The organism is Cetobacterium somerae, from assembly GCF_022430525.1.
In the GTDB taxonomy this organism is placed as follows: domain Bacteria; phylum Fusobacteriota; class Fusobacteriia; order Fusobacteriales; family Fusobacteriaceae; genus Cetobacterium_A.
The window spans coordinates 387,328-399,977 of the sequence record NZ_CP092519.1 but is presented as its reverse complement, the minus strand read 5'-3'; the positions used below and the strand labels follow the sequence as shown (position 1 = coordinate 399,977).

The following is a 12,650-nucleotide window of genomic DNA, read 5'->3' as shown; positions in this document are numbered from 1 at the left end:
TTACCCCCTTAGTCGATTAGATATTTAGCTTGAGAATAGTTGAATACTGGTCCTTCTAGACATACATAAACTTCGTCAATTCTACAGTGACCACATTTTCCAATTGCACATGACATCTTTCTTTCAAAAGAAACCCAAATCTTATCAGCTGGAACTCCTAGCTTTTCAAATTCAATAGCTGTATATTTCATCATATTAGGTGGTCCAACAATTACAACTTCTAAATCATCAAAATTATCTGATACCATTTTTAAATGAGGTACATACTCTGTTACAAGTCCTACACACTCACCATCTAATCCGCATCCTTTATCTACTGTTAATACCATTGGATGTTTTTTTCTCCAATTGATAATCTCGTCTCTAAATAATATTGATGCATCATCCTTAAATCCAAATAATAATTCCATTGATTGAACTTCTTCTGGATTTCTATGAATATGATTAATTAAAGATCTAACTGGAGCTAACCCTGATCCTCCTGTTACAATAACTACTTTTTTATTTTTTATATCAATTGCATCAAAACCTTTTCCATAAGGTCCTCTCATTGGTAATAAATCCCCTGCGTGAAGATTAAAAATCTCATCAGTTACTATTCCAACTTTTCTAATTAAAAACTCTACCCATCCATCTGCTGCTGAGAAATCTGTAACAGAGATTGGACACTCCCCTACTTTTGGTAGAGATAATTGCATAAATTGTCCAAACTTTACATTTCCTGCCTCTGGATATTCAACTCTAAATAAGTATTCTATATCTGTAACTTTTTTTACATCTAAAAGTCTATATGGCGTTGGCATTATTAAATTTTCCATTACTTATTACCTCCATTTAGTTTATCAACTTCTGCAGCTAATTTGTTTACAGTTGTTGAGAAAGATATAAACACTGGACACTTATCATCACATCTTCCACATCCAACACACATATGGTGCTCTTTGAATCTCTTTTTATGATCGTGGATTTTATGCATAACTTTAAATCTCATTCTATCTCCACCAGTTTTTCTAAACGAGTGATTTCCAGCCATATCAGTATATCCATCAACATGGCAAGAAGCATTTATTCTTCTTCTCTCTCCTGCATTTGTATCAGAACTATAGTTCATATCATAAGTTGTAAAACAAGTACAAGTCGAGCATGATACAGTACAACTTCCACACATCAAACATCTCTTATCAAACTCTTTCCACATCTCTAATGATTTTACAGCTATTTGAGTTTCTTTATCATTTATCTCTGGAATTCTAACAACTCTTTCATTTTCTACAACTGGAGTTACTAGGAAGTCTACTTCATCATTTCCTGCAAAGTAAGAATTAAATGCAGTATCTTTAGTTTCTACTAAAACTTCTTCACCATTAAATTTTACTCCAAATGCATACTCGTCCGCTGATCCAGTACCCATTGAAGCACAGAAGCAAGTATCCCAACCTTTTGCTGGACACTCCATTAATATAAACTTTGTTTTTTCTCTCATTCTTTTATAATATGAATCTTCGAATCCACCATTTTTTAAGAAGATATCATCATATCTTTTTATCGAGTGAATATCACAAGCTCTTGCAAATACAAGCATTGGTCTATCGTCAACAACTTTTGACTCTCTATAGTCTGCATCTGTAAAATATAAAACTGTTTCTGTTATAGGGCTTAATGCTTCCTTCGCTGCATAATCAGATTTCTCATCATGTACAATCTCATCTGCCGAATAAACTCTATCATATCTCACAATGTCTGTGTCTGAATATCTTCCCTGTTTAGGAAATCTTTTTGGAGCATAAATTTTATACTCTTTACTAAGATTTTTTAACAAGCTATCAAAATTTTCTGCTGTTATTTTGTATCCCATTCTTACTTTGCCTCCCTGTTATTTGAATTTTTATTCAATTCATTATGTGTTTATATTACAACCTTTATGTTTTTTTGTAAACCATTAATTACCGTTTTTTATTAATTGGTTAAATTTGAATTTTTAGTCGAAAAGTATTTGGTCATACTTTAATTTCTTTATTTTTTTACTAAAGTTTCTACTTTTGAATCCCCTTTCAAATTCTAATTTTATACAACACTAGTATACTTATACACTAGTGTTGTAACGATCATTTTTTTGTCACTTTAAAATCAAAAGATTGTTTTTTTCTGAATTTCATTATAAAATATTATAAAATAATATAAATTTTAAAGGTGGAAATATGAAAAAATTTGTTGTCGAACCCGAATTTCACAATATGAAAATTTCTCAATACCTTAGAGAAAAAGGGTACTCTGGAAGAGGAATTAGAAATGTTGAAGTATATTTAAACGGAAAAAGAACTAAAACTACAAAGCAAGTTAAAAAAAATGCGAGACTTTTAGTTAAAGAAAAAGAAAAGGAAGTTGGAATTAGATCTATTCAAATGGACTTAAAAGTAATATATGAAGATAAAAATTTACTTATTATTGACAAAGATCCTTATTTAGTTGTTCATCCAACTACTAAAAAAACAGATTTAACTCTAGCTAATGGTGTTGTTCACTATCTCCAAGAACAAACTGGAAAAATTCAACCTCCTAGATTTTTTAATCGTTTAGATATGAATACCTCTGGATTAATTGTCGTAGCTAAAAATGCTTATACGCAAGCTTTTTTACAAAGCGATAAAGAAAAAGTTTCTAAATTTTATCAAGCTATTGTTAAAGGTATTGTTAAAGAAGATGAAATGATGATTGAAATTCCTATTGGTAAAGAGGGAGATGAACTTAGACGTAAAGAGATGACTCCTGAAAATGGTGGCCAAACTGCTAAAACTTATATGAAAGTTTTAGAGCGTTTTCCAAATGAGGATTTAACTTTAATTGAATTAAAACTTTTCACTGGTAGAACTCACCAAATTCGTGCTCACATGTCTTTAGTAGGATATCCTATTTTAGGAGATGAACTTTATGGTGGTGATGATATTAGAGCTAAAAGACAACTTCTTCATGCATTTAAACTAATTTTCACTGATGTTGAAAATGGTGAAAAAATTCAAGTTGAAGCACCCTTACCTGAAGATTTCAAAGAGATTCTCCATATAGCAAACTAATTTTAGATTACAATAAATAAAAAAGATACCTATTAATGGGTATCTTTTTTATTCTAATATTAAGCTAGTTTATTCTTTTTAACTGATGTAGCTACCTCTTCTCCTTTTAATTCCCCCTCTGTTCTTGCTACAATCAGTGTACAAACTGCGTCACCTGTTATATTAACAGTCGTTCTAAACATATCTACAAATCTATCTATTCCCATTACAAGAGCCATTCCTTCTAATGGTAATCCCACTTGCTGTAATACCATCCCCAACATTATTACTCCAACTCCAGGAACTCCTGCAGTTCCTATTGATGCTAATGTAGCTGTTATAATTACTGTTACAAAATCTCCCATTGTTAAGTTAACTCCATAGATTTGAGCTATAAATATTGTTGCAACACCTTGCATTATTGCTGTTCCATCCATATTTATTGTACTTCCTAAAGGAAGTGTAAATGAAGATATTGTTTTAGATACTCCAAACTCATCTTGCATTGTTTCCATAGAAGATGGCAAAGTTGCACTACTTGAAGAAGTTGAAAATGCTACCATCATTGGTCCTGAAAATTTCTTTAAAAATTTAATCGGATTATATTTAGCTACAAAAATCAATAAACTCTGATATGTTATTAGATAATGTAATAACAGAACAATAATTACACCTATAAAATATTTTAGTAAAGGTAACATTGCTGTATATCCTAGTGTTGCAAATGTTTTTCCAATCAATCCATATACCCCAAATGGAGCCAATTGCATTATAATATCAACTAATTTTAACACTAAATTATTTAACTCTTCCATTCCCTTTCTAACTGTAGAAACCTTATCTCCTAATATAGCCATACCAACACCACATAAAATCGCAAATACGATTATCTGCAACATATCTCCTTTAGCTAAAGCTTCTATTGGATTTATCGGTATCATTCCTAATAATATATCTATAAATGGTTTTGTTTCATTTACTGAAACATTACTTGTTGCAATTTGAGATAAAACAACTCCTTTTCCTGGATTTATAAGAGACCCAACTCCTAAAGCTAAAGTTATTGCTACTGCTGTAGTTCCTAGATAAAAAGCTAAAGTTTTTATCCCTACTCTCCCTAATTTTTTTATATCTTCAACACCTGCTGCTCCCACAGTTAAAGAACAAAATACTAATGGAACTACAATCATTCTTATAGCTCTTATAAATCCTGTTCCTAAGAAGTTAAAGAAAAAGTCTATTATATATTTTTTCACTATCAAATCGTTTCTAAATGGATATAATAATAATCCACTTATCACTCCTAAAATCAATGATATAAAAATCTTATTTGTCAAACTCAACTTTTTCATTTCAATTCACTCCTTATAAACATCTTATTTTTACAAAATAAATTATATATTTAAAAATCAAAAAAATCAAGAAAAAAATAAATTATTTTTTCTAAATATATTTTTTTGAAAATATATTTTTAGTTTTAGTTTTATAGAGGATTTTTTATTTTTCTATTGAATAATTCTTATAATAAATTAATCTTATTTTTGGAGGATATTTTATGATTTTTGATAAACTAAGCACTTATGACAAACATAAAGTTTTAAAAAATATGATTGGTCCATATGTAGCTGTTCTCATTGCTCAATACTTCTCTTTAGAATATAAATACTCTGCAGCTACAATTTGTATTCTAAGTTTAGAAAGCACACGAAAAGCATCTCTAAGAAGTTCTTTTGAAAGAGTTTTAGCTGCATCTTTTGGATTGATTTTATCTGCCACAATTATTAAAATTTTTAAATTTAACCCTATTTCTTTAGTTATTTTTACAGCTATTTTTATGCCTCTTTGTATTCGTTTTAATTTAATGCAAGGATTTTTTACGAATATTGTTTTAGCTACACATTTTTTACTCGATGAAAATGTATCTTTAATATTTGTTTTAGATCAATATATTCTTTTATTGGTTGGAGTTCTCTGTGCTATAGTTTCCAATCTATATATGCCTAGTCAAAACAATGAAATTATTTCTCAACTAGAAAAAATTGATTCTATAATGAAAGATATTATTTTTGATTTTGCTAAAGCTTTAAAATACAAAGCCGTTTCATTGAAACAAGACGAACTTTTTGAAGAACTTAAAATTAATCTAGATGACTGTAAACAACTAGTCGAAATGGAAAAAGATAATAAATTATTTTTTAAAAAAGTTGATATTTCTAAAAATTACTCTTTAAAATTTTCAGAATATCTAACTCTTTTAAAAATTAGAGAGTGCTTTAACAAAATCTCCACAAACATCTCAATAACATCTGAGTTAGCTATAATTTTAAAAGATTTAGCCACACTAAGTTCAAATAATTACACTTACAATATTCTTTTAAATAAAATAAAACGCTCTGAAGATAAGTTTAAAAAAGAAATTGATGAAAATAATTTAAACATTGAAAACAAAGCAACTTATTTCTTACTTATAGAAAATATAAAAGAACTTATCAATATAAGAATAAAAAATATTTTTTAAAGGAAACACCCCTTTTTTTTTTAACAATATCGTGAGTTAATTTTTGTTCTACCAATTAAGGAGGTTTTTATTATGAAGTCTATTGATTATTTAAATTGGTCCTTGTTAGTTTTTCATGAATTAGATTCAACTTACGAGTCTTCTAAGCAATTAGACACCCTTTTAGAATCTTTCGCTACTTCTTTTGTTGACAATAAAACTGATTTTAAAAGAGTTTATTCATCTAACAAAGCTCTTATTGGAGTTGTTTTAAATTCAGATGAAAATCTAGAGGAATTAGTTAAATTTGTTAGAAAAACAAATCCAAAAATTCCTATTATTGTATTAACAGAAAAAGATTCTTCAACGATACCTTTACAAGTTTTAAATTCAATAAATCTTGTAATGAATATTTTTGAAGATAGTATCCCTTTTTTAACAGGTCAATTAGAAATAGAATTTGAAAAATATATTAAATCTATAAAACCTATTTTTTTCGGTGAATTAATGGATTATACACAAAAATTTAAATATCCTTGGCATACACCTGGACATGCTGGTGGTCTTATGTTTATGACTAATCCTATTGGTAAAATGATGTTAGATTTTTATGGAGAAAATACTCTTCGAGCAGATTTGTCTATATCTGTTCCTGAATTGGGATCTCTTTTAGATGATGAAGGACCTGTTAAAGATGCCGAAAACAATTCAGCTAGAGTCTTTTCAGCTGATAAAACATATTATATTTTAAATGGAACAAGTTCAGTTAATCAGGTAATTTGGAAAGGTAGAGTTACTAAAGACAACTTAGCTTTTGTTGATAGAAACTGTCATAAATCTCTTAATTACGGTATGGTTATAACAGAAGCTATTCCTATGTATATGATTCCTAGAAGAAATAGTCTTGGTATCATTGGTCCTGTTAAATTAAACGAATTTACAAAAGAATACATCGATACAATGATTGCTGAGAACTCAAAGCTAACTGCTGAACAGAAAAAACAAAAAATTAAAATGTCTGCATTAACAAATTCAACTTACGATGGTCTTTGTTATAATGTCAATAAAATCAAAGAAACTTTAAATAATAACGTTGAAAATCTTCATTTTGATGAAGCCTGGTATGCTTACGCTAAATTCCACCCTATATACAAAAATCACTACGCCATGACTGAATCTGATAATTTTATTGAACATCCTCCAATATTTGCATCACATTCTACACATAAATTATTAGGAGCATTTTCTCAAGCTTCTATGCTTCATGTTAAAGATGGTACTAAAGATAAGGTTGATTTTGTCGTATTTGACGAAGCATACTTAATGTATGGATCTACATCGCCACAATATAGTATGATTGCATCTTTAGATGTATCAACTGCTATGATGGATTTTTCTGGTAAAGAGCTTATGGATGAAACTATTTTAAATGCAATTCATTTTAGAAAAAGAATTGCTCAATTAAATAAAGAATATGCTAGTTTTAATCAATGGTTTTTCTCTTTATGGCAACCAGAAAAAGTTTCATACAATGGTGTATTAACTAATTTTGAGGATGTTCCTGATAAATATTTATTAGAAAATCAAAACTGTTGGACATTAGACTCTTCTAATAATTGGCATGGATTTAACGATATCGAAAAAGACTACGTTATGTTAGATCCAATCAAGTTAACATTAAAATGTCCTGGTTTAAATATTGATGGTAATTATGAAGAGATTGGTATTCCTGCTTCTATTTTAAGTAATTATATTATTGATAAAGGAGTAGTTAATGAAAAAACAGATACTTACTCTCTGTTATTTCTTCACTCTATAGGTACAACTATTACAAAACAAGAAGCTCTTATCAAAGTTTTAATGGACTTTAAAAAAGATTTTGACAAAAATACTCCTCTTATTGAAATTTTTCCAGAATTAGTTAATTCTTATCCTGAAAAATATAGCACTAAAGGATTAAAAGATCATTGTTTAGATATGCACAAATACATTATCGAATCAAAACTTTTAGAGCTTATGGATAAAGCATTCCAAATTATTCCTAAACAAGAACTAACGCCTGCTGAAGCTTCTAGAGAAGTTTTTAGAGGAAATATTGAGCATTTACCTATAAAAGATTGTATGAATAGGGTCGCTGGAGTTATTGTTGTTCCATATCCTCCAGGAATCCCTGTATTAATGGGTGGAGAAAAAATAGATGAAATTTCTAAACCTATTTTAGATTTTCTTTTAGCTAGAGAAGAATTTGAAAGAATATTCCCTGGATATTTTAGTGATATACATGGAATTGAAGCTTTTGTTGATAACGATGGAATCAGAAGATTCCACACAATGGTTATAAAAAATTAATTTTAAGGAGGGTTTAAAATGGCTGATGATAACAAAAAACTTGGTTTAGTAGCTCTTACTGCCGTTGTTATTAGTGCTATGATTGGTGGTGGAGTATTCAATCTACCTCAAAATATGGCTCAATCTGCTGGTGCTGGAGCAATTACTATTGCATGGGTTATAACGGGAGTAGGTATGTGGTTTGTTGCTAATACATTTAGAATTCTAGCAGAAGCTAGACCTGATGCAACAACAGGAATCTATGCATATGGTGAACTTGGATTTGGAAATTTCACTGGTTTCCTTATGGCTTGGGGTTATTGGATCTGTAACTGTTTTGCTAATATTGGTTATGCAGTTTTATTAATGGATTCTTTGGATTATTTTTTTCCAGGTTACTTTACTGGAGGAAATAATTTTAACTCTGTTATAGGTGGTTCTTTAGTTATTTGGATTATTTACTTTATTGTTTTAGCTGGTGTTAAAGGAGCAACTTCGTTAAATACAATAGGTACTATTGGTAAATTAGTTCCAATTGTACTGTTCCTACTTATTACAGCTTTCTTCTTTAAAGTTGGTTTCTTCTTCACTAACTTCTGGGGTACAGATACTATTACAACTCTTTCTGATAAACCTCTTGGTAGTCTTTTGAGTCAAGTTAAGGGTACAATGCTTGTAACTCTTTGGGTATTTATTGGAATCGAAGGTGCTGTTGTTGTGTCGGATAGAGCAAAAGATCAGGCTGAAGTTGGTAAAGCAACTCTTTTAGGATTCTTAGGATGTTTAATTCTTTATGTTTTATTATCTTTACTTCCTCTTGGACATTATTCTCAAGGTCAACTTTCAAATATGGCTGCTCCATCAACTGCAGCTGTTTTAGGTGGAATTGTTGGTCAATGGGGAGATTGGTTAATGAATATTGGAGTTATGATAGCTATATTAAGTTCTTGGCTTGTTTGGACTATTATGCTTGCAGAATTACCATTTGCCGCAGCTAAAGGAAAAACATTCCCAAAAGCTTTTGCTAAAGTAAACAAAAATGATTCTCCATCATTCTCTTTACTTATTTCTAGTATAATTATGCAAATAACTATGATTGTTGTATATTTCTCTAATAATGCATGGAATTTAATGCTAAGTATTACAGGAGTAATGGTTTTACCTTGTTATATCGTTTGTACTGCATATTTATGGAAAATTGCTGCTAAAAATGACAACTATCCTACTAATATCTTTGCAAGTAGAAAAAATGCAGAAATTACAGGACTTTTAGGAACAATTTATGGTTTATGGTTAGTTTATGCAGCTGGTTTAAATTATATGCTTTTAGCTGCAGTTATATATGCTATTGGTATTCCATTCTTTATGAAAGCAAGAAAAGAGTTTGATCCTAGTAATCCTGAATTCAATAAAGAAGAAAAAGTTTTCTCTATAGTTTTATTCATATTAGGAATTTTAGGATTAATCTATTTAATCATGAACTATAAAGCTCTATTAGGTTAATGAAAAGAGATGAGTATAATGAACAGTCAAATAACAAGTAAGGTTCTAATGATTAAACCTGTTAAGTTTTATTATAATGCTCAAACTGCAGTTAATAACGCTTATCAAAAAAATCTTGAAGAAAATCCAGAACTTGTAGAAAAAAAAGCATTGAATGAGTTTGATACTCTTGTTAATAAAATAAAAAATGTTGGAATTGAAGTGGACGTTATTCAAGATACGTCCACTCCATATACTCCTGATAGTATTTTTCCAAATAATTGGTTTAGTTCTCACCAAAACAATACTCTTATTGTCTACCCTATGTTTGCAGAAAATAGACGATTAGAAAGAGTTAAATTTCTACCTAGTTTAAAAAAAATTTATGAAAACGAGTCTATTAATATTATAGATTTGACATCTTTTGAAAACGAAAAAAAATTTTTAGAAGGAACAGGAGCGTTAGTTTTAGATAGAGTCAATAAAATCGCCTATTGTTCCCTTTCTCCTAGAGCAAACGAAGATGTTTTAGAAGAGTTTTGTAAATTAACTAACTATAGATCGTTAAAGTTTCACTCAACACAAAATTTCAACAATAAAGAAACTCCTATTTACCATACCAATGTCATGATGGGGGTCACTGAAAATTTTGTTGTAGTTTGTCTAGAATCTATTCCTAATTTAAAAGAAAGAGAAAATTTAAAAAACTCTATTTTAAATTCAAAAAAGGAGATTATTGATATATCCCTTAATCAAGTTTTAAAATTTTGTGGAAATGTTTTAGAATTAAAAAACTCTCAGGGAAAATGTTATACACTTATGTCTAAATCAGCCTTTGAAGGCTTTACAAAAGAACAAATCGATGTAATTAAAAAAAGTTCTGAAATTATTTATTCAGATATTTCTACCATTGAAACTTATGGTGGTGGATCCGTACGATGCATGATTGCTGAACTTTTTTAAAATAAAGGAGGAACAAAAATGAAAATTGACAAAACTGCGATTAGCTTTTATGAGGATTATTGTGATGGATATGGAGCTCCTGGTTCAACTGGAAACGGATATGTTTCAGTTTTAAAAGTTTCTGTAGGTACAGTTCCTAAAACTGACGATATTTTAATAGATGGTATTGTAGCTTATGATAGAGCTGAGGTTAACGATGCTTATGTTGGACAAATTAACATGTTAACTGCTTCATCTTTCTGTGGACTTGCTGGACAAGTTTGGGGATATGACTTAGCTAAGCATGATTCAATTGCTGAAGATTCAAACCCAACTGTTTTAGAAGTTCCTCAATTTGATGGTTCAATTTTAAAAGTTTATGATGCTAAACCTCTTTTAGAGGCTGGTGTTGAACTTTTTGGAACTGAATCTAAAAGAAGATTCACTCCTCTTCCTGGATCACATATGATTTGTGCTAACAAAGGGGTTACTGCATATAGACCTACTGAAAATAGAGAATTTAAAGAGAATGAAGGGTATGGTGTTTGGTGTTTTATCGCTATATCTATAGCTAAAGATAGAGATAAAGATGCGAGCTTATTTATTGAAGATGCTGGAATTTGGACTGAAAATGACAATCCAGACGATCTAAAAAAATTCTTAGAAGATCATAGAAAAGCTATCGTTTGGTCTGTTGTTGAATGTGGAAAAGACTCTCATGTTGCATACGATAGAACTTATGTAGGATTTGCTTATACTATTATGAAACCTGGAGAAATTGGAACATCTCTAACATGTGGACCTTATGTTACTTTAGCTAGAAAAGCTGTTCCTGAAAAAGGATTTGGAGAATTAAATAACTTAACTCTTTCTCAGTGGTTAGATGTTCAAGGATTAGAACCTATCGTAAAAAAATAGTTCTAGATATTTAGGGAGGTTTTGGCTACTATGGAAAAAAAGAACTCTTTAGGAATTTTCGCATTATCAACAATTGTTGTCGGTTCTATGATTGGCGGAGGAATATTTAATATGCCTAAAAACATTGCTCAATCATCCTCTGCTGGAGCTGCCATAATCGGATGGTTAATCTCTGGTATTGGAGTTCTTTTTTTAGCCAAAACCTTTCAAATTTTAGCTACTGAAACTCCAGATGTAACAGATGGAATTTATAAGTATGCCAAAGAAGGTTTTGGAACTTTTTCAGGTTTTCATTCCGCATGGGGATACTGGATTTCAAATGTAATAAGCAATGCTAGCTACCCAGTTTTATTAGTTCAAACTTTGAATTACTTTTTTCCCAGTATTGGACCGATTAGTAGTTTCAACGGCATCCTTTTAGGAAGTATTTTAATTTGGATAGTAATTGGAATTGCTCTTGCTGGAGATATAGGACTTACATTTATAAATGTTTTAGCTACAATAGGTAAAGTTGTAGCTATTTTTTTAGGTATTATTATTTTATATATTGGTTTTACTCGCCAAATATTTATAAAAGATTTTTGGGGTGGTTCATTTAATCATGCTAGCATTTTTACTCAAGTTAAAGGCTGTATGCTACAAACTCTGTGGGCTTTTATAGGAATAGAGGGTGCTGTTGTTATATCTGATAAAGCATCTAATATTAAATTAGTTGGAAAAGCAACTATGATTGGCTATTTCATATCTTTATTTTTATATGTTTTTATTGTACTTTTGAGCTATGGTGTTCTAAGTGATGCTGAATTAGCTGCACTTAAAGATCCAGCTTTATCATATATCATTGAAGCTGTTATTGGACCAGTGGGAGCTACTTTAGTTAATTTAGCTGTTTTGATATCTGTTGCTGGAGCTTGGCTTAGTTGGACTTTTCTAACAGCAGAAATACCTTATAATGTAGCTTTAGATGATTTATTTCCTAAGTTTTTAAAAAAAGTGAATAAAAATGATGCTTGTTCTGGAGCTCTTTTCACAAATGGTATTTTAAAACAAATTATATTTTTTCTTTCATTGTCAGCACAAAATGCATATCTTGTTATTACAAATTCGGCATCTTGTATGATTCTTATTCCTTATATTTTTTCAGCTATGTTTTTAATGAAAATAGCAATTCAACATGCTCATAAAAAATGTTTTTATTGGGGAATAGGTGGAGTAATTTATGGAATTTGGATGATTTATTCATCTGGACTTAATTATGTTTTCCAATCCTTAACAATTTATGCACTTGGAACTATCTATTTTTTATTTGATACTAAGAGAAAAACAGGATACTTTTTTCAAAATACTAAAGATAAATTTATATCTTTTATAATTTTACTCTTAGGTTTAATCTCTTTTTACAGTATAATAACTTAAAGTAAAAGAGAGCAAAA

General features: G+C 29.7%; 10 protein-coding genes. 7 read left to right on the top strand and 3 right to left on the bottom strand.

Annotated features, from left to right (window positions below; translation table 11 throughout):
- Positions 1 to 8: 8 nt before the first annotated feature.
- Positions 9 to 818, bottom strand: coding sequence for an anaerobic sulfite reductase subunit AsrB (gene asrB / locus MKD34_RS01665; protein WP_023051767.1), 810 nt, complete (start codon positions 816 to 818; stop codon positions 9 to 11).
- The gene (gene asrA / locus MKD34_RS01660) at positions 818 to 1,855 is read right to left on the bottom strand and encodes an anaerobic sulfite reductase subunit AsrA (RefSeq protein WP_240219449.1); all 1,038 of its coding nucleotides are present in this window, start codon (positions 1,853 to 1,855) and stop codon (positions 818 to 820) included. Before asrA ends, asrB begins: the two co-directional genes overlap by 1 nt.
- A gap of 343 nt (positions 1,856 to 2,198) precedes the next feature.
- On the opposite strand from asrA, the gene MKD34_RS01655 reads away from it, so the two are divergent.
- Positions 2,199 to 3,071 carry an RluA family pseudouridine synthase gene (locus tag MKD34_RS01655; RefSeq protein WP_240219448.1) on the top strand — a complete coding sequence of 291 codons (873 nt, stop codon included), beginning with the start codon at positions 2,199 to 2,201 and terminating at the stop codon, positions 3,069 to 3,071.
- Positions 3,072 to 3,130: 59 nt separating this feature from the next.
- Here MKD34_RS01655 and MKD34_RS01650 read toward each other — a convergent pair whose 3' ends face one another.
- Positions 3,131 to 4,402 carry a dicarboxylate/amino acid:cation symporter gene (locus tag MKD34_RS01650; protein WP_240219447.1) on the bottom strand — a complete coding sequence of 424 codons (1,272 nt, stop codon included), beginning with the start codon at positions 4,400 to 4,402 and terminating at the stop codon, positions 3,131 to 3,133.
- A 203-nt stretch (positions 4,403 to 4,605) separates the two neighbouring features.
- Here MKD34_RS01650 and MKD34_RS01645 point away from each other — a divergent pair, with 203 nt between their 5' ends.
- From MKD34_RS01645 to MKD34_RS01620, 6 genes are all read left to right on the top strand, one after another.
- Positions 4,606 to 5,568, top strand: a complete 963-nt coding sequence (locus MKD34_RS01645) for an aromatic acid exporter family protein (protein WP_240219446.1) — start codon at positions 4,606 to 4,608, stop codon at positions 5,566 to 5,568.
- A 72-nt stretch (positions 5,569 to 5,640) separates the two neighbouring features.
- On the top strand, positions 5,641 to 7,896 hold the full coding sequence (locus tag MKD34_RS01640; RefSeq protein ID WP_240219445.1) for an Orn/Lys/Arg family decarboxylase: 2,256 nt from the start codon (positions 5,641 to 5,643) through the stop codon (positions 7,894 to 7,896).
- Between the two features lie 18 nt (positions 7,897 to 7,914).
- Positions 7,915 to 9,378, top strand: coding sequence for a basic amino acid/polyamine antiporter (locus MKD34_RS01635; protein ID WP_240219444.1), 1,464 nt, complete (start codon positions 7,915 to 7,917; stop codon positions 9,376 to 9,378).
- Between the two features lie 18 nt (positions 9,379 to 9,396).
- Positions 9,397 to 10,320, top strand: a complete 924-nt coding sequence (gene ctlX / locus MKD34_RS01630) for a citrulline utilization hydrolase CtlX (protein ID WP_240219443.1) — start codon at positions 9,397 to 9,399, stop codon at positions 10,318 to 10,320.
- Positions 10,321 to 10,338: 18 nt separating this feature from the next.
- Complete coding sequence (gene hdcA / locus MKD34_RS01625) at positions 10,339 to 11,217, top strand: histidine decarboxylase, pyruvoyl type (RefSeq protein WP_240219442.1); 879 nt, start codon at positions 10,339 to 10,341, stop codon at positions 11,215 to 11,217.
- Positions 11,218 to 11,247: 30 nt separating this feature from the next.
- Positions 11,248 to 12,633, top strand: coding sequence for a basic amino acid/polyamine antiporter (locus MKD34_RS01620; RefSeq protein ID WP_240219441.1), 1,386 nt, complete (start codon positions 11,248 to 11,250; stop codon positions 12,631 to 12,633).
- The last annotated feature ends 17 nt before the right edge of the window (positions 12,634 to 12,650 follow it).